This window comes from Streptomyces sp. NPDC057307, from assembly GCF_042667665.1.
Lineage (GTDB): Bacteria > Actinomycetota > Actinomycetes > Streptomycetales > Streptomycetaceae > Streptomyces.
Genome location: NZ_JBHUZM010000149.1, coordinates 1 through 17802 on the forward strand (window position 1 = coordinate 1; position 17802 = coordinate 17802).

14 protein-coding genes are annotated in these 17802 nt (G+C 71.0%); 9 read left to right on the forward strand and 5 right to left on the reverse strand.

The genetic code is table 11. From position 1 onward, the window contains the following. Positions 1 to 91: 91 nt before the first annotated feature. From ACFUN8_RS31875 to ACFUN8_RS31885, 3 genes are all read right to left on the reverse strand, one after another. Positions 92 to 685, reverse strand: a complete 594-nt coding sequence (locus ACFUN8_RS31875; RefSeq protein WP_383645280.1) for a helix-turn-helix domain-containing protein — start codon at positions 683 to 685, stop codon at positions 92 to 94. A gap of 188 nt (positions 686 to 873) precedes the next feature. Next, a complete protein-coding gene (locus tag ACFUN8_RS31880) occupies positions 874 to 2130 on the reverse strand; it encodes a DUF1266 domain-containing protein (protein WP_383645283.1) in 1257 nt (418 codons plus the stop codon). 159 nt (positions 2131 to 2289) lie between these two features. Further along, a complete protein-coding gene (locus ACFUN8_RS31885; protein WP_383645286.1) occupies positions 2290 to 3030 on the reverse strand; it encodes a class I SAM-dependent DNA methyltransferase in 741 nt (246 codons plus the stop codon). Positions 3031 to 3139: 109 nt separating this feature from the next. On the opposite strand from ACFUN8_RS31885, the gene ACFUN8_RS31890 reads away from it, so the two are divergent. Continuing rightward, positions 3140 to 3820, forward strand: coding sequence for a TMEM175 family protein (locus ACFUN8_RS31890; RefSeq protein ID WP_383645289.1), 681 nt, complete (start codon positions 3140 to 3142; stop codon positions 3818 to 3820). 55 nt (positions 3821 to 3875) lie between these two features. Here the strand turns inward: ACFUN8_RS31890 and ACFUN8_RS31895 are convergent, their stop codons facing one another. Further along, complete coding sequence (locus ACFUN8_RS31895; RefSeq protein WP_383645292.1) at positions 3876 to 4880, reverse strand: acetylxylan esterase; 1005 nt, start codon at positions 4878 to 4880, stop codon at positions 3876 to 3878. Positions 4881 to 4976: 96 nt separating this feature from the next. Next, positions 4977 to 7091, reverse strand: a complete 2115-nt coding sequence (locus tag ACFUN8_RS31900; protein WP_383645295.1) for a glycogen debranching N-terminal domain-containing protein — start codon at positions 7089 to 7091, stop codon at positions 4977 to 4979. Positions 7092 to 7232: 141 nt separating this feature from the next. Between ACFUN8_RS31900 and ACFUN8_RS31905 the strand changes: the two genes are divergently transcribed. The 8 genes from ACFUN8_RS31905 (at position 7233) to ACFUN8_RS31940 (ending at position 17761) form a co-directional block, all read left to right on the forward strand. Continuing rightward, on the forward strand, positions 7233 to 8282 hold the full coding sequence (locus ACFUN8_RS31905; RefSeq protein WP_383645298.1) for a LacI family DNA-binding transcriptional regulator: 1050 nt from the start codon (positions 7233 to 7235) through the stop codon (positions 8280 to 8282). Positions 8283 to 8421: 139 nt separating this feature from the next. Then, positions 8422 to 9663: an extracellular solute-binding protein gene (locus ACFUN8_RS31910; RefSeq protein WP_382571486.1), complete on the forward strand. Its 1242-nt coding sequence runs from the start codon at positions 8422 to 8424 to the stop codon at positions 9661 to 9663. Between the two features lie 76 nt (positions 9664 to 9739). Further along, positions 9740 to 10942: a carbohydrate ABC transporter permease gene (locus ACFUN8_RS31915; RefSeq protein ID WP_383645301.1), complete on the forward strand. Its 1203-nt coding sequence runs from the start codon at positions 9740 to 9742 to the stop codon at positions 10940 to 10942. After that, a complete protein-coding gene (locus ACFUN8_RS31920; protein WP_383645304.1) occupies positions 10939 to 11889 on the forward strand; it encodes a carbohydrate ABC transporter permease in 951 nt (316 codons plus the stop codon). The genes ACFUN8_RS31915 and ACFUN8_RS31920 overlap by 4 nt, the downstream gene beginning before the upstream one ends. Before the next feature lie 54 nt (positions 11890 to 11943). Continuing rightward, on the forward strand, positions 11944 to 14571 hold the full coding sequence (locus ACFUN8_RS31925; RefSeq protein ID WP_383645307.1) for a GTPase-associated protein 1-related protein: 2628 nt from the start codon (positions 11944 to 11946) through the stop codon (positions 14569 to 14571). A 229-nt stretch (positions 14572 to 14800) separates the two neighbouring features. Then, positions 14801 to 15457 carry a tellurium resistance protein gene (locus tag ACFUN8_RS31930; RefSeq protein WP_383645313.1) on the forward strand — a complete coding sequence of 219 codons (657 nt, stop codon included), beginning with the start codon at positions 14801 to 14803 and terminating at the stop codon, positions 15455 to 15457. Next, complete coding sequence (locus tag ACFUN8_RS31935; RefSeq protein WP_383645309.1) at positions 15454 to 16395, forward strand: protein phosphatase 2C domain-containing protein; 942 nt, start codon at positions 15454 to 15456, stop codon at positions 16393 to 16395. The genes ACFUN8_RS31930 and ACFUN8_RS31935 overlap by 4 nt, the downstream gene beginning before the upstream one ends. Before the next feature lie 16 nt (positions 16396 to 16411). Next, complete coding sequence (locus tag ACFUN8_RS31940; RefSeq protein WP_383645311.1) at positions 16412 to 17761, forward strand: protein kinase; 1350 nt, start codon at positions 16412 to 16414, stop codon at positions 17759 to 17761. Positions 17762 to 17802: the final 41 nt, after the last annotated feature.

Genomic DNA, 17802 nt, shown 5'->3' on the forward strand with positions numbered 1-17802 from the left:
CCCGGTGAACGTCTCCACCCACAACGGCTCAGCCTTCAACACCCCACCCATACAACGGAAATGCCCGATTCACAGCCTTCTGCAACACGCTTTAGTGCGGCGGGCCCGGTGCCTCGGGCGGGGTGCCGGGCCCCGAGCGGTAGTGCAGGAGCAGCACCGAACGCACCGGGCCGTCGTTCGCCGCGTAGCGGTGCGGCAGGGAGGCGTCGAACGACACGTAGTCGCCGGGGCCCAGCTCCACCTGGTGGCCGTCCACCTCGACGGACAGCGTGCCGCTCTGCACCACGGTGTGCTCGGTGCCGGCGTGCCCGAGTGACGGCTGCTGCGAATCGGCGCGTACCTGCTGGTCGTAGACCTCCATGATGACCCCGCCCGCCTCGATCCGCCGGAGCGGACGCAGGTCCACGCCCTCGCCGCTCAGCACGTCCACCTCGGCCGCCCGCACCACGGTCACCGCCTCCGCGTGCCCGGTGTCCAGCAGATCGGAGATGGGCACCCCGAGGGCGCGGGAGAGGCTGAAGACCGTCTCGATGGTCGGATTCCCGGTGGCCGACTCCAACTGCGACAGGGTCGCCTTGCCGATCTTGGACAGCCGGGACAGCTCGGACAGCGACAGGCCGCGACGGCTCCGCTCCCGGCGGAGATTGGCGGCCAGCGTGCTTCGGACCGGGCTGCTGGGGGACATCGGGCGATCTCCTTCGACCCTCAGGGCTGTTCGCTTCAGTGGGCGGTGCGTGGCAAGGCTGCGTTCGATATTACGAACGATTCATCGCGGACGCCAACTCGCCGGACAGGGCCCGGACCCGCCGGATGGATCCGCCTGCCCGGATCCGCCGGGTGGACCGCCGGACGAGGCCCGGCGGCCAACCGCCGTCATTCCGCGTCGAACGGCACCGTACGCCACGGGCTGTCCGGCGCCGTCGCCAGCGCCCGATGGGCGTCGAGCACCGTCGTGTACCAGGGGCCGAACTCCTCCTCGTCGAAGTGGAGACACCGCCCCAGCACGTACCCGGCGGAGAACTCCTCCCACGAGCCGTACACCGCCCGCGCGGCCCCCGACGCGCGCTCCAGCGCGGCGTACATCTCCGCCTCGGTGGCGTACCGGGCGCCCCGGCCCCAGCGCGCCATCTTCGAGCCGCGGCCGAGGTCCCACGCGGCGACCGAGCGGACGACACCGTCGGGCGGCAGGAGCCCGTCGGCGCGGAAGCGGGACTCGTAGCGCAGCAACTTGCCCACCAGCGACCGCAGATGAACCACGAACACCTCGAACTCGGCGTCCTCGGTCGAGGCTCCGGCCCGCAGGATCGCCTGGTCGCGCAGCGTGGCCTCCACACAGTCGCGCCACTGTTCGGCATCGACGCGCCGGCCCTGCGCGGCGATCAGCGCCGTACGCGCTCCGAGTACGAAGTCCCAGTACCACGGGCTGACTTCGCGGTCGAGCAGCCGCTCCTCCATCGCGAGCCAGTCCGCACGGTCATGGACACTCCACGAGTCCGCGACGCGCTCCCGCTCGCCCTGGTAGCCCATGCCGTGCCAGTGGGTGGTGTTCCACGCGTCACCGTTGGTGAAGCACAGGTGCGCGCCGCAGGCCAGTCCGTGCAGCAGCGGGCCCGTGGGGAGCGCGCCGGTGCGACGCGTCACCAGACGGTTCATCAACTCGTCGGAGGAGAACAGCTCGTGATGCAGGTCCAGCCATACGTCACGCTCGTCGTCGTCCGTGGGGAAGAACTGCTCGCAGGGCGTGGCCGGGTTGACCGCGAGGACGTCCACGTCGTCGGCGAGTATCTGCGCGAGCGCGCCCAACGTCGTGTACTCGTACACGAGATACGGGTGCGGTCGGGGCAGCAGACCCGCCGTGTAGACCGGCGCCACCGTGCGGCCGTCGGGCGTCGTGGTGGTCAGCATCGGGTACGAGCCGTCGCCGGCGGCCCGCGCCTCGTCGAGCCGCACCGGGTAGTACACGCCCTCGACGGCGAGCGCCCGCAGATAGGCGTACGCGTTCCCGGATCGGGCCAGCTTGTACAGATGCTGCTCCAGATCGGCCGGCGCCGACCACCGGACCCCGTCCTGCGGGGTGGGGACGAGCGGGAAGAACTCGTCGTGGACCTCGTCCTCGGCCAACATCTGCATAGGTGCCTCCCCGTACCGGTTCCGACCTCGCGCGGCTGCAAGATCATCCTTACGTTACCGGTGACGACAGGCGCTCCCGTACACCCTCCATACACGCAACTGCCCCTGGGTGACGGCGAGATGGCCAGCTCCGGGTGATCCCCGGCACCAGCCCGGCCGTCAGTGGCCCGGCTTCTCCCAGACCGAGACATGCGCGCCGCTCTCGCCCGTGAACGGCTCGCCCCGCCAGGCCTCCCACCGGTCGCGCAGCCGCATTCCGGCGAGCTGGGCCATCAGGTCGAGTTCCGCCGGCCAGACGTAGCGGAACGGCACCGACCAGTACGAGCCGCGCCCGTCCACGACCTCCACGTAGTTGGAGCTCATCTCCTGCGTCGCGACGTCGTAGATGTCGAACGACCAGCGGGTGGGGCTCGCATGGAACGGGACGAGATTCTGACCGGCCGGCAGCTTGCGCAGCTCGGGCACCATCGTCTCGATGACGAAGCGGCCGCCGGGCGCGAGATGGTCGGCGACATTGCGGAAGCAGGCCACCTGGGCCGCCTGTGTCGTCAGATTCATGATCGTGTTGAAGACGAGGTACGCGACGGAGAACGTGCCGTCCACCCGCGTCGTCGCGAAGTCCCCGATCGTCACGCCGATCGCGTCGCCGCCCGGCTTGTCACGCATCCGGGCGACCATCGCCCGCGACAGATCGATGCCGTGCACCGGGACTCCGCGCGCCGCCAGGGGGAGGGCGACCCGGCCCGTACCGACGCCGAGTTCGAGGGCCCGGCCCCCGCCGGCGAGATCCGCCAGCAAGTCGGCCATCGGGGCCAGGGTGTCCGGATGGAACTCCCGCGCCGACGGGTTGTCGTACGTGGCCGCGACCCGCTCGCCGAAGTACCCGTCCTCATCGTCCATGCGCCAGACCGTAGGACAGCGGGAGCCGGCGGCGCCGCTGATTTTCCGCGTGGCTGGATATGCTCGGCCGGAAAGGGACAAGTGTGACTCCGACCCCACCGGGAGACGAATGTACCGTTCACGACGCCCCGCGTTGATCGTCGCGCCGGAACGGCTCCTGGCCTTCGGCGACGCCGTGTTCGCCATCGCCATCACCTTGCTGGCGCTGGACATCGACGTACCGGACGGCCTGCCCGAGGGCCGGCTCGACGACGCGCTGCGGGATGTACTGCCCGACGTGGGCGCGTTCCTGCTGAGCTTCAGCGTCATCGGACTGCTGTGGCTCGCCCATCACCGCATGTTCGCGCAGGTCGGCCGGATCGACCGCACGCTGTTGTACCTGTACTTCGGGCTCCTGGCCGTCGTCGCCGCGCTGCCCTTCCCGACCCGGCTCGTCAGCGAGTACGGCGACACGACCGTCGCCACGGCGGTGTACAGCGGTGTGATCGGCCTCGCGTCGCTGCTGACGACGGGGATGGCGTTCCGGCTCCTGCGCCGCCCGGGGCTGCGGAAGCCGGACGTGCCGACGGCGCGGGTCCGCCGGACGGTGCTGGAAGGGGCCGTCGTCGCCGTCGTGTTCGCGACGTCGGTGCCGGTGGCGCTGGTCTCGCCGTCGGGCGCGAAGTACTGGTGGCTGCTCATCGTGCCGCTGCGCCTCCTGCTCGACCGAGGCGCGGACCCGGACGAGGGCACGGACAGCGACAGGGGCACGGACAGCGACACGGGCACGGGCAAGGTCCCGACGGCGTGAGCCGGGCAGCCGCCCCGCTCACGCCGTCGCCCATGCCCACGCCGCCCGCCCCGCGTCAGCGTTCGCCCCGCCCCGGCCCCGGCCCCAGTTCCAGCCCCGGCAGCGCCCGCAGGAAGCGCAGTTGCTCCAGGTCCTGGAAGTAGCCGCCGCCCTCGTGGCGGTTCCACGGCCAGACCCGGATGTCCTTCGGCCCCGACCAGTGGTTGTACGCCGCGAACACCGTGGACGGCGGGCAGATGTCGTCCATCAGCGCCGCCGAGAACAGCGCCGGAGCGCTCGCACGGGCCGCGAAGTTGACCCCGTCGAAGTAGGACAGCGTCCTGAACACCCGCTCCGCCGACTCCCGGTGGGTCCGCAGATACGTCCAGATCTCCCGGTACGCGTTGCCCTCCACCACCTGGAGCGCGCGCCGGAAGTGGCAGAGCGACGGCTGGTTGACCAGGGCCGCGCTCACCTCGTCGCTCAGCGCCGACGCGGCCAGGGCGATGCCACCGCCCTGGCTGCCGCCGGCGATCACGATGCGCGCCGGATCGACCGACGGATGGGTCCGGGCCGCGTCGACCGCCCGGACCGCGTCGGTGAAGACCCGGCGGTAGTAGTAGTCCGCCGGGTCCTCGATGCCCCGGGTGACCATGCCCGGCGACGACGCGCCGCCGCTGCCGTGCGGGTCGCCCGTCGCGCCCGGCTGGAGCGAGCCGCCCTGGCCGCGCGTGTCCATCAGCAGATGCGCGTAACCGGCCGAGGGCCAGGTCAGCCACTCGTACGGGAAGCCGCGCCCGCCGCCGTACCCGAGGAAGCCCACCACGCACGGCAGCGGCCCGGTGGCGGAGGCCGGCACCAGCAGCCAGCCGGCCACCGGGTCACCGCCGAAGCCCGGGAAGCTGACGTCGTACACGTCCACCTCGGTCAGACAGGCGTCGTACGGCGTGAAGACGGCCGGGCGGTCGTGGCTCCGCGCCTCCTTGAGCGTGTCCGCCCAGAAGGCGTCGAAGTCCGACGGCTCCTCCCGGTCGGGGAGGTAGCCGCGCAGCTCCTCCAGGGGCAGGTCCATCAGCGGCATGGCAGCGGTTCCTTCTCGCGGCGACAGGTACGACGGGGCGGTTCGGGATGGCGGGTACGAGGGACGCGGATCAGGGGGTGGCCGAGTCGTTGTCGTTCAGGCGCGGTCGGCGCCGTGCACGGTGAGTGTGTCGGGGGCGTCCACCCGGACCTGACCCGTCGCGTCGAGCCGTACGGCCAGAGGTGCGCCCGCCACCCGCAGACCCGTCAGGTTCAGCGGGCCGATGCCCTCGGCGGCGCGCGGTGAGAAGCGCAGCGTGCCGGCCGGTACGTCGGCCTCCAGTCCGAGCGCGGCCGTGAGCAGCGTGACGGCGGACGCCGCCGACCAGGCCTGCGGGCGGCACGACGCCGGATACGGGGCGGGCACGCTGTCGGCGGCGGAGCCATGACCGGCGAACAGTTCGGGCAGCCGGCCCTCGAACGCCGCCGACGCGGCGACCAGACCGTCGGCCAGCGACGCGGCCTCCGCCGGGAAGCCCGCCCGGACCAGACCGTGCACGGCGATGGCGGTGTCGTGCGGCCAGATCGACCCGATGTGGTACCCGAACGGGTTGAAACCGGTGGATTCCGTGCTCAACGTGCGCAGTCCGAAGCCCGAGTTCAGCTGCGGTCCGGCCAGCCGGGCGGCGAGCAGCGCGCTCTCCTCCTCGTCGAGCAGGCCCGTGCCGAGCAGATGACCGAAGCCCGAAGTGACCGAGTCCACCGGGCGTTTGGCGGCGTCGAGCGCCACGGCGGGATAGCGGCCCGTCTCGTCCTCGACCCAGAAGCTCTCCCGGAAGCGGCGCTTGAGGCGCTGCGCCCACTCCTCCCAGCGCTCCGCGCCGGGCCGCCCGAAGGTGCGTAGCAGCGCGGCGCCGCCCATGGCCGCCTCGTAGCCGTACGCCTGTACCTCGCACAGCGCGATGGGAGCCTCGGCGAGCCGCCCGTCGCGCCAGCGGATGGCGTCGCCGGAGTCCTTCCAGCCCTGGTTGGCGAGCCCGTGACCGGACACGTCGATGTACTCCAGCAGGCCGTCGCCGTCCGCGTCGCCGTACGTGGCCAGCCACTCAAGGGCGGCCTCGGCGTGCGGCAGCAGGTCGCGTACCTGCTCGGGGTCCAGACCCCAGCGCCAGGCGTCGTGCAGCAGGATCACCCACAGCGGGGTGGCGTCCACCGTGCCGTAGTAGACCGGCGGCAGGACCGGGCCCTCGCGGAGTTTGAGCCCCTCACGGCGCACCTCGTGCAGGATCTTGCCGGGCTGCTCGTCGCTGCGGGCGTCGGTCGTGGTGCCCTGGCGGCGGGCGAGCGTACGCAGGGTGCCGGCCGCCAATTCGGTGCCGAGCGGCAGCAGCATCCGCGCCGCCCACAGCGAGTCACGGCCGAACAGGGTGAGGAACCAGGGGGATCCGGCGGCCAGGAACTGGTCCTCCGGGTGCTCCGGATCGGACAGCAGCAGCCGCTCCAGGTCGCCGACCGACCGGGCGAAGTACCGGTCCATGCGGTGATCGGCGCTGCGCAGCCCGGTCGGTGACCACGGCACCGCGTCACGCGCCACGGCCGGGAAGCGCAGCGGCTCGTCGTCCGTGACGACGCACTCCAGGGTCGTACGCCACGACTCACGCGCCGCCAGGGCCACCTCGAACCGCAGCTCGCCCGCGGCGGCGTCGATCCGGGGGGAACCGGACGAGGCGCGCAGCCGGACACTGACCTCGTCCTTGCGCCAGACCAGCGCGTCGCCCTCGGCGTCGGCGGACAGCGCGGGGGCCGGGCGGCCGGACTTGACGTCGATCATGCTCGCGAGGTCGCTGCCGGCGGCGACGACGACCTCCACCCGTATGTCCTTGACGCCCGCGTTCGCGATCTCCAACTCCTCGAAGAGCACGCCCGGTTCGAGCGAGCGCACGCGGTGCAGCGTGACGGCCGGGTCGGCGGTGTGCTCTCCGACGCCGCGCAGCACGGCGCGGAACGCCGTCCGGTCGGCGGAGCTGAGGGTGTGGCTCACGGGGAGGACGGGCACGCCCTCGACCCGGACCGACAGTCTTGAGAGCAGTCGGCGATCACCGTGGAAGAAGCCGTCGGCCCCGCCGGCGATGTCTCCGGCCGGCCGGGACAGCACCAGGCTGGGCGCGTAGAGCGTGGTGCAGACGTCGTGCAGAAAGGGCTGCAGGCCCTCGGTGACGACGTCCTCGGGCGGCTGGTGACCGGTGGGGTTTCCCTGGACGACCGTGTTCACTGTGTGGCGCCTCTCGTGATTTGGATCGATCAAAATTCACCTTAACCCTTGCCAACCTGCCATGGGAAAGAGTTTTATCGATCCATTGCAGATGCGGCGCCGCATTTCGAGCGGCCGCCGTGCGTGGATCGGAGGCCGTTGGTGGCACGTACGACGTCGGCAGGCGGGCGCAAGTCAGGGCCGGTGACCCTGGCCCTCGTGGCGCAACGGGCCGGGGTGTCCACACAGACGGTCTCCAACGCGCTGAACTCACCCGAACTCCTCGCGCCGCCCACCCTGAAGCGGGTACGCGAGGCGCTCGACGAGCTGGACTACCGGCCCCACCAGGCCGCCCGCTCACTGCGCACCCGCTCCAGCAGACTGATCGGCTACGGTGTCCAGCCGACGCCCCCCGGCCTGTCGACGCCCGTGTCCGACCACTTCCTGCACGCCCTGTCGGACTCGGCGGACCAGGCCGGCTACCGGATACTGCTCTTCGCCGCGCCCCTGGGCACCGACGACGAGGCCGAACGCTACGACGAACTGCTGCGGGAGCACTCGGTCGACGGGTTCGTCCTCAGCAACACCTACCGGGGCGACAAACGTCCGGGCTGGCTCCACAAGAACGCGGTCCCGTTCGTCGCGTTCGGCCGGTGGTCGGCGAAGGACACCGGCGACTGGGTGGACGTCGACGGTGCGCACGGCACCGCCGCCGCCGTCGACCACCTGGTGGCGGCCGGGCACCGGAAGATCGCGTTCCTGGGCTGGCCGCGCGGCTCGGGCGTCGGTGACGACCGGGCCGGCGGCTGGCGCGAGGCCATGCGCCGGCACGACCTTCCGGTTCGTGACCTGCGGGTGTCGTCCCTGGACGACGTGGACGCCGCCCGCACCGCGGTCGCCCGGCTCGTGGGCCGCGCCACCGCCGTGGTGGCGGCCAGCGACACCCTCGCGCTCGGCTGCTACCGGGCGCTGCGGGACGCGGGGCTGAGCCCGGGGAGCGACGTGGCGGTCGTCGGCTTCGACGACTCACCCGCCGCGGGTCTCCTCTCACCCAGCCTCAGCAGCGTCCGCCAGCCGCTCGACGAGGTCGGGCGGGCCTGCACCCGGATTCTCATGTCCCGCATAAAGGACCCGGACTCCGCACCCGAGCGCGTGCTGCTGGCGCCCGAACTGATCGTCAGGGAGAGCTCGTCGGCCGAGCCCCGGCCCTGACCCCCGTACCCCCCCCAGGCCCTGCCCCCCGTACCCGCCCCCCGCTCGCACCCCCGGCCGTCCGGCCCCTCCCCAGGCCCCCGGCCACCGAATCCCCCGACAGCAAGTCCCCGACAGCGACAGCTGGAGAGAGAAGCAGATGAAAAAGAACAGAGCCGCGACCGTCGCCGCCGTGTGCGGCGCGCTCCTGATAACCGGATGTTCCTCCGACTTCGGCAGCGACAGCAGCGCCGAGCAGAAGAGCTCCGGCAAGCAGAAGCTGACCGTGATGATCGGCTCGTCCGGCGACGCCGAGACGAACGCCGTCAAGGCCGCGGCCGACGCCTGGGCGAAGAAGACCGGCAACACCGTCACGGTCACCCCGGCCCAGAACCTGGACCAGCAGCTCGGCCAGGCACTGGCGGGAGGCAAGCCGCCGGACGTGTTCTACGTCGGCTCCTCCGTCTTCGCCAACTACGCCAAGGGCAACTCCCTGTACGCGTACGGCGACAAGCTCAAGGACAAGGAAGACTTCTCCGCCACGCTGCGCAGCTCCTTCAGCTACGAGGACAAGTTCGTCTGCGCCCCGAAGGACAGCTCCACCCTCTCTCTGGCGATCAACACCAAGATGTGGGAAGCGGCCGGGCTGACCGAGGCCGACTACCCCAAGACCTGGGACGATCTGACGAAGATCGCCAAGAAGCTGACCACCGGCAAGGTCCACGGCCTGGTCGCCAACGCCAGCTACAACCAGCTCGGCCCCTTCATGAAGCAGGCCGGCGGCTGGGTCACCAACGCCGACCAGACCGAGATCACGGCCGACAGCCCCGAGAACATCGAGGCGCTGACGTATGTGAAGAAGCTGCTGAACGACAAGGTGCTCGCCTTCCCGCAGCAGGTCGACGCGGGCTGGGGCGGTGAGGCGTTCGGTACGCAGAAGGCGGCCATGACCATCGAGGGCAACTGGCTCACCGGTGCCATGACCAACGACTACCCGGACGTCGACTACAAGGTCGTCCCGCTGCCCGAGGGCCCCAAGGGCCAGGGCACGCTCTCCTTCAGCACCTGCTGGGGCATCGCCAACAAGAGCGCGCACCACGACGCCGCGGTCTCGCTCGTCGAGGCGTTCACCACCGCCGAGCAGCAGATGAACTTCGCCGACGCGTACGGCGTGATGCCCTCGCGCACCAGCGCGCTGGCGACGTACGAGGAGAAGCACCCGCAGGACAAGGCGTTCGTGGACGGTTCCGCCTACGCGCAGGGCCCGGTCACCCTCCCCGGCTTCACCAAGGTCCTCCAGCAGTTCGACACGGACCTGGCCGAGTTGGCGACCGCCGACCCCAAGAAGATCCTCGGCGATCTTCAGACCAACGGTGAGCAGATCCTGAAGAGCAACGGCTGACGGATCCCCGTCCCACCGTGTACGACACCCGCCGGGGCGCACGGCCCCGGCGGGTGCGTGAGGAGAGAGAAACGCAATGAGTCAGTACGGCAGCGGCAGCGGCCCTGTCGCGGCGCCGCCCACCGCGGCCGGCGGCGACGGGGGCCGCGGAGACCTTGAGCCCGGCGGAGGCCCGGCAGGCAAGGGCCGGCGCCCCCGCCGCGGGTCGTCGTCCGGCATCAAGGGCCGGCAGGGAATGTGGGGCTGGCTCTTCGTCAGCCCGATGGTGCTGGTCCTCGGACTGTTCCTGCTGCTGCCCATCGGGATGGCCCTGTGGGTCAGCCTGCTGAACTGGGACGGGCAGTCCAACCCCTTCACCGGCGCCGCCGACTTCATCGGGCTCGACAACTACTCGAACGTCCTGAGCGAGGACGGCCTCGACCGCACGCTGTTCATGACCTCGGTGCGCAACAACCTCTACTTCGTCCTGCTGGTCGTACCGCTCCAGACAATTCTCGCCCTCGCGCTCGCCGTGGCCGTCAACAGCCGCCGCATCAAGGGCAAGAGCCTCTTCCGGACGATCTTCTACTTCCCCTCGGTGACCAGCTCCATCGCCATCTCCACCGTCTTCCTCTTCCTGTTCCAGGGCAGCGGCGCCGTCAACGCGCTGCTGAAGTGGGTCGGCATCACCGGACCGAAGTGGTTCACCGACGCCAACGGCCTGGTGTGGACGGTGCTCGGCGGTCTCGGCATCGTCGACCCCGACAAGCCGACGGCGGCGCTCGCGTCCAACGGCTTCCTCGGACTGTCCTGGTGGGACTGGCTGTCCGGCCCCTCCATCGCGATGTGCACGATCATCGCCCTGATCGTGTGGACGTCGTCCGGCACCTACATGCTGATCTTCCTCGCCGCGCTGCAGGACGTGCCCGCCGAGCTGGAGGAGGCCGCCCTGCTGGACGGTGCCAACCGCTGGCAGTCGTTCCGCAACGTCACCATCCCCGCGCTCCGCCCGGTGATCTTCCTGGTGGTCACGCTCGGCCTGATCGGCAGCTGGCAGATCTTCGACGCCGTGTACGTGATGAGCCAGGGCGCCCCCGGCAACACCACCCTCACCCCCGCCTTCCTCTCCTACACCGCGGGATTCCAGGACTCCGAGTACGGCCGCGCCGCGGCCATCGCGTTCATCCTGCTGGCGATCATCATGGTGATGACCCTGATCCAGCGCGTACTGCTGCGCGACCGTGACAAGCCGGTCCGGACGGGCAGGCGCTTCGGGGCCATTCGCCGGAGGACTTCATGAGTACGGTACCGACGACCCCATCGGCGCGGAAGACCCCGGCGAACTGGCAGCCGCGGACCCCCGACAGCACCCCCGCCGGGCCGCGCGTCCCGGGCGGTACCGGCCGGCGGGTCCTGCTCGTCGTCCTGTATCTGCTGCTCACGGCGGTCGGGCTGGTGTATCTGCTGCCGTTCGCCATCCAGATCGTGACCTCGTTCAAGACCGATCCCGACGCGGCGGCCAATCCGCTGTCCCTGCTGCCGGACCCGTTCTCGCTGGAGTCCTACCGACGGCTGTTCGGGCTCGGGAACGCCGGTGACGCGGTGCCGTTCAGCACCTGGCTGAGCAACTCCGTACTCGTCACCCTGTTCATCACCGCGGGCCGGGTCTTCTTCGACTCGCTGGCCGGGTACGCGCTGGCCCGCCTCGACTTCCGCGGCCGCAACCTGCTGTTCAGCGGGCTGCTGACGGTGATGTCGGTGCCCGGTGTGGTGCTGCTGATCCCGAAGTTCCTCGTCCTCAACCAGCTCGGGATCTTCGACACGTACGCCGGCATGATCGTCCCCCTGCTGGTGGACGCGGCCGGGGTGTTCATCATGCGGCAGTTCTTCCTCTCCGTGCCGAGGGAGGTGGAGGAGGCGGCCAGGATCGACGGCGCCAGTGTCTTCCGCACCTTCTGGTCGGTGGTGCTGCCCATGGCCAAGCCCGCCCTGATCACCCTGACGATCCTGTCGTTCCAAGGATCGTGGAACGAGTTCACGCACTTCCTGGTCGCGACCCAGTCGCCGCAGTACCAGACACTGACGACGGGCCTCGCGTCCTTCGTCTCCGGGAGCCTGAGCAGCGGGACGCAGTATCCGCTCAAGCTGACGGCGGCCCTCTTGGCGACCATCCCGGTGGCGGTGCTCTTCTTCGTCTTCCAGCGCCACTTCGTACGGAGTGCGAACTCGGGTGCGGTCAAGGAATAGGTCAAACTTCGCGGACTGCCTGCGGTCCGGTGAGACGGCTGGTCAGAATGTGGCATGGTCATCCGCCGTCTCAGCTACCTCCTCGACCGGGAGCCGGACACCGGCAGCGTCCGGCTCCAGCCGCTCCCGTCGCCCCGGTCGCCGGAGCCGACGCCGTCGGAGCGTTCGGCGGGCGGGGACGGGGCCCCGGGCGATCTGCTCGCACAGGTCGAGCAGGTCATCGCCCTCACCCACCGCTGGACGCCGCACGCGGTCCTCAGCTGCAGCCGGCTCCCGGCCGGCGGCAGCCTCCTGTGCAACGGCCGTACGGACCATGAACACCCCGGCGCGCGACGGCAGTTCATCGACGCCGTGCACCTCCCGGCCGGTGCCTCCGGGTTCGACCGGGTGTGGCCGATCGACACATGGCGCTCCCGGTCCTGGGACACCCCGGCGCCGGCCGACGGGGACCTGCTGCCCGCGCCGGAAGGGCACTTCGACCGGCCGCTGCTCGTCCGGTTCGCCCGGGAGCAGGCGTCGCGCCTCGCGCCGTTCCTCGCCGACGTACGCCGCCTCTGGGCCGACCCCGCCGGCCGGCAGATCGTCATCGCCGAGGAGGACCCGGAGACGGTCGTCCGCTGGATCGCCCTCGCCTGCGCGTCGCTACCCGAACACCTCGCCAGGGAGCTGACGTTCGTCACCCACGCCGACGAACCGCGTGAGGCGCCGCAGCAGATCGTCGGGATCGGCCCCGGCTCGTCGTTCGACCGGCACGATCCGCTGCTCGTGCGGCATCTGTACCGCGTCCACGACGGCCTCGGGGGACCGGGCAGCCCCTATCTCCCCGATCCCTGGGCCGAGTTGATGGCCGCGCTGTGGCAGGCGGGCGCCCCGCCGATCCCCTCGGCTCCGGTCGCACCCACGTCCGGCGCGACGTCCGGTGCCACTTCCGGTACGACGTCGGCCGCCGACCCGTTCGACCTCGCGGCACTCGTCCCCCAACTCCTCAGGTTGGGAACGGAGTCGGGGGACAGGCTGACCGCACTCCACAGTGACTCCCTGCGTACCGTCGTCACCACGCTCGCGTCGGCCGTGCGGGACCAGAGCCAAGGCACCCCGGCGGTCGAGGAGTTGACCCGCGTCTGCCAGGAGCTGGGCAAACACTGCCCCGAGAGCGTCACCGACCCGTTGGCACTGGCGCTCGCCCGGCGGCGGCTCGCCGCCGCGCTCGACCAGGACACCGAACTCCGGCACGACCCGCTCGTCGGCCTGCCCCTCGGAGAGTCGGCACAGCGCTCCCTGCGTACCGAGTTCGGACCCGGCTTCGACAAGGGCCTGGCGCGCCGACTGCGCGGCCCGGTCTCCGCCCTGGCCGGGCCGTTGCATCTCGCGCTCGTCCTGCACGGCCACCAGGGCGTCGGCGTCGAGGACGCGGTGAACAAGCTGGTCCGGGTACTGCTCCAGCCGTACGGCTCCGAGTGCGCCGACGCCGTCGCCGTACTGAAGAACGTCGGCCACCAGGGGCTCAACCGGCTCGTTCTCGAACAGATCGCCGTCAAGACGGCGGGCCGACGCAGCGACCTCTTGAGGGAGCTGCTGATGTCGCCCCAGGGCGAGTGGGTGCGGTCCCACCTCAAGTCCGCGCCGCCCTCGGTGAGCCTGGTCGAGCTGGCCGTCCGGTGGGGCGGACCGCCGCACCACCTGCGGGGAACGGACCTGTTCGCGAAACTCGCCGAACCGGCCCCCGGAGCGGCCGGGTCGGTCGCGGCGGACCCACCGACACTGGAGACCCTGTGGTGGCTCGTCTGGGGCTCCGGCCAGCCGGAGCGGGCGCACTTTCCCGGCATCATCCGCATCTGCGGCGCGGAGGCGATCCTCGCCGCCGGTCTCGGCACCCGGTTCCTCATCTGGCTCACCTCGCCCGGACGGTTCGACCGTGAGCTGATCGACTTCGCCCACGCGGTCCACCGTCGCTCGGGGCTGGGCGGACGGGAGCGTGCCACCGCCCAACTCATCGTCCTCGCCGACGACTTCGCACGAACGGGCGAATCACCCAGGGACGTCGTGGACCGCGTCGGCGAACTGCGCAGGGACGCCCCGGCCGTGGACGCGCTGGTCTGGGACGGCGTCCAGCACCTGCTCGCCCGCGGCTTCGCCCGCCTCACACCGCACGACCTCTATCAGTCGGGCGCGCTGTCGTACCTCGCCAACGGCGAACCGGCGCTGCAGCACCACTACCGGGCCGCCGTCCAGGCCGAGTTCGCCGACGACGCCGCGGTGAACCGCATGGCCGACCGGCCGGACGCCGTCGCCGATCTCTTCTACGTCTGGCGCCGGGACCTGACCAGATCCTCCCGCGCATGGCACGCCACGGTCGAGGAGCTGCTGCGGGGGACCCTCGGCGTGGTGCTGGGCCGGATGAACGAGGAACAGCGCGGTGCCGTCGCCACCCGGCTGGTGCGACGGTCGAGGGACTGGCTCCTCACCTGGCAGGGCTGGACGGACGAGATGACGCGCGGCGGCGGCCGGGACACCCAGATCCCCGGTGCCCCCGCCACGTACCCACCGGCACACGGGCAGCAGCCGGCCCCGCACGTTCCCGGGCAGCCGCCACCGCCGAAGCCGGGCGAGTTGCCCCCGGTCCCACAGCAGTACCCGCCCGGATACTCGCCGTCGCACCCGCCGCCGTACCCGCCGCGCTGACCGAAGGGACCGGTGTCCCAGCCCGACACACCTACCGACACGGCCTCAACTAGGCTTCCGACCACCGCATTTCAGCACCACCGCGACGCATCACCCGCGACGTATCACCCGCAACACATCAACGCAACGCACCACACAGGCAGAACAGGCAGAACCAGGCGTGCGCGAACGAGACGCCTCGGGGGAGAGGACCAGCGTGACCATCATTCTCGACGTGCCCGGCGGCAGTATGGCCAGCCGCCCGGCACACTTCATCTGGATGCTCGACTGCTCGGGCTCCATGGGAGTGAACGGCAAGATCGGCGAGTTGAACTTCGCCATCCGTGAGGCCATTCCGGAGATGCAACAGGCAGCCCAGTCCAACCCGGCCGCCTCCCTGCTCGTCCGCGCCATCTCCTTCGCGAGCGGCGCGAGTTGGCACATCCAGGAGCCCACCCCGGTGGACCGGTTCACCTGGGACGACGTGCACACCTACGGCGCCACCGACATGGGCGCCGCCTTCCGTATGGCCGCCGGCGCGCTCCAGACCCCGCCGATGCCGCAGCGCGCCCTGCCGCCCGTCCTCGCCCTGGTCTCCGACGGCCAGCCGACCGACGACTGGCGCTCCGGGCTGCGCGCCATCGACGACACCCCGTGGGGCAAGCGCGCCGTGCGGGTCGCCGTCGCGATCGGCGACGACGCGGACAAGAGCATGCTCAAGGAATTCCTCGGCAACCCCGAACTCGAACCACTGCTCGCCAAGAATCCCCGCCAACTGGCCGCCGCCATCCGCTGGATGTCCACCGCGGTGGTGAAGGAGGCGTCGGCGCCGAAGATCGAGGACGCCGCACCCGTGAATGTCTCACCCGTCGTGCCGCTGACCAAGGACGAGAACGACATCTGGTGAACGACACCGGGACACCCGCCGTGGTGTGGGAACTCCTCGACGGAGGAGTCAAAGGGGTCGCCAAGAAATACAGCCAGGACCGGGGCGAGGCGCTGACGACGGCGGACGGCCGTGCCGTCGTGCTGGCCGTCGCCGACGGGCACGGCTCGCGCGCGCACTTCCGCAGTGAGCTGGGCGCGGGCTGGGCCGTGGAGGCGTTCACCTCCTGCGCCCGGGTGTACGCGCGCGAGGTCGTACGACGCGGTGACGACGCGGCGAACTGGCCCCGGCTGCTCGCCGAGGCCCGCACACTTCCGCAACAGGTCGTGCACGCCTGGCGCCGTCGCGTCCTGATACATGAGGCCAACTCGCCCGCGCACGGCGCGAGTTCGACGCCGAGCAGCACACCGAGGTCGACGCCGAACAGCACACCGGGCACGACGTCGCAGAGCACGGCCGGCACCACCGCCGGATCCGCTCACGAGGCCGACCTCGCGGTCTACGGCAGCACACTGATCGGTGCCGTCCTCACCGAACGACTCCTGATCTGCTGGCAGTTGGGAGACGGAGACATCGTCCTCGTCGACGCGGACGGCACGACCCACATGCCGCTCCACACCGGCCCCGACATGGGCGACGAGACGGAATCGCTCTGCGAGCCCGAAGCCTGGCGCAAGGCGCGGCTGCACTGGCAGCCACTCACCGGCGGCCCGCCGCCGGGCGTGCTGCTCTCCACCGACGGGCTCTCCAAGAGCTTCGCCGACCACGAGGGGTTCCTGGCCTTCGCCACCGGGGTGCGGTCGCGGGCCGCGTCGCACGGCGTCGCGGCCGTCCAGGCCCAACTCCCCGACTGGCTGGGCCACGCGGCCAAATACTCCGGGGACGACGCGACACTGGCGGGCGCCTTCCCGGCGCCCGGTCCCGGCGCCGCCCACCACCCCCACACCGACACGCACTGAAGCAGAGAGGTACCGCATGGCGAACGGCATGCTCCTGGCCGGACAGACCCTGCTCACCGAATCGGGCGACCGGGTCACGGTCGCCGAACTCTTCGGCTCGGGCGGCCAGGGCGAGGTCTATCGGGTGCGGACGCCGCACGGCGACCGGGCCGTGAAGTGGTACTACCCACAACTGGCCGACGCCCGGCAGCGACAGATCCTCGAAGGGCTCATCCACCACGCCTGGGGCGACGACCGGTTCCTGTGGCCGCAGACGGTCGTGATGGACCCGGACGCCTCGTACCCGGGCTTCGGCTATCTGATGGACGTACGGCCCCAGCGCTTCCACGACCTGCCGGCGCTGTTCCGCCGCGACCCGTCGGTGGCGGCGACCACGCTGCGTACGCTCGTCGCCGCCGCGCTGCACACCGTCGAGGCGTACTTCACCCTGCACTCCAAGGGCATCGCCTACCGCGACATCAACTGGGGCAACATCTTCTTCGACCCGGCCACCGGCGACGTGCTGGTGTGCGACAACGACAACGCCGTGGTGGAGGGCGAAGCCGCCGCCGTCGCCGGGACGATGGACTTCATGGCCCCCGAGCTGGTGCGCGGCGACAAGGGCGCGCGGCCCGGCATCCAGACCGACCTCCACTCGCTCGCCGTGCTGCTGTTCCTGCTCCTGATGAACCATCACCCGCTCGACGGGGCGCAGGCGTTGCAGATCCGCTGCATGGACGAGGCGGCCAAGCGCAAGATGTACGGCACCCACCCGCTGTTCATCTACGACCCCGCCGACACCCGCAACGCGCCGGTACCCGGCGAGCACCCGACCGTCATCGCGACCTGGGGCGCGCTGCCGAAGATCCTGCGCGACCTGTTCGTCAAGACCTTCACCCACGGGCTCACCACGCCCTCGACGCGGGTCCGCGAGTCGCAGTGGCGGGACGCGCTGAGCCGGGTACTCGACGCGATCACGGTGTGCGCGTCCTGCGGCCGGCAGAACATGACCCAGCCCGACGGCCCCGCGCCCGACTGCTGGAAGTGCGGCAAGACCGTGCAACTGCCCCCGAAGCTCGAAGTCGTCACGGGGCGCGGCGCCCTGCGCACCCGCCGGGCCATCCGCCTCGATCCGAAGGCACGGGTGTACGCACACCACCTGCTCGACGACCCGGAGCGCCACGACTTCACCGCCGTGGTGGGCGAGATGACCGAACACCCCCAGCAGCGTGGGCGGTTCGGCCTCACCAACCGTACGACGCTCGACTGGAAGGTCCGCCGCGACGACGGCACGGTCCAGGAGGTCGGCCCCGGCCGCACGGTGGCACTGCGCCCCGGACTGCTGCTGGAGTTCGGCGGCGGCACGGAGGCTGAGGTACACGCGTAGAGCCGTTCGTCCTCATACGCCGGACGGCCCGCCTGCTCGGG

Coding starts and splice junctions, on each gene's coding strand:
- ACFUN8_RS31875 (WP_383645280.1), bottom strand. CDS start 685: ATGTCCCCCAGCAGCCCGGTCCGAAGCACGCTGGCCGCCAATCTCCGC.
- ACFUN8_RS31880 (WP_383645283.1), bottom strand. CDS start 2,130: ATGCAGATGTTGGCCGAGGACGAGGTCCACGACGAGTTCTTCCCGCTC.
- ACFUN8_RS31885 (WP_383645286.1), bottom strand. CDS start 3,030: ATGGACGATGAGGACGGGTACTTCGGCGAGCGGGTCGCGGCCACGTAC.
- ACFUN8_RS31890 (WP_383645289.1), top strand. CDS start 3,140: ATGTACCGTTCACGACGCCCCGCGTTGATCGTCGCGCCGGAACGGCTC.
- ACFUN8_RS31895 (WP_383645292.1), bottom strand. CDS start 4,880: ATGCCGCTGATGGACCTGCCCCTGGAGGAGCTGCGCGGCTACCTCCCC.
- ACFUN8_RS31910 (WP_382571486.1), top strand. CDS start 8,422: ATGAAAAAGAACAGAGCCGCGACCGTCGCCGCCGTGTGCGGCGCGCTC.
- ACFUN8_RS31915 (WP_383645301.1), top strand. CDS start 9,740: ATGAGTCAGTACGGCAGCGGCAGCGGCCCTGTCGCGGCGCCGCCCACC.
- ACFUN8_RS31920 (WP_383645304.1), top strand. CDS start 10,939: ATGAGTACGGTACCGACGACCCCATCGGCGCGGAAGACCCCGGCGAAC.
- ACFUN8_RS31925 (WP_383645307.1), top strand. CDS start 11,944: ATGGTCATCCGCCGTCTCAGCTACCTCCTCGACCGGGAGCCGGACACC.
- ACFUN8_RS31930 (WP_383645313.1), top strand. CDS start 14,801: ATGGCCAGCCGCCCGGCACACTTCATCTGGATGCTCGACTGCTCGGGC.
- ACFUN8_RS31940 (WP_383645311.1), top strand. CDS start 16,412: ATGGCGAACGGCATGCTCCTGGCCGGACAGACCCTGCTCACCGAATCG.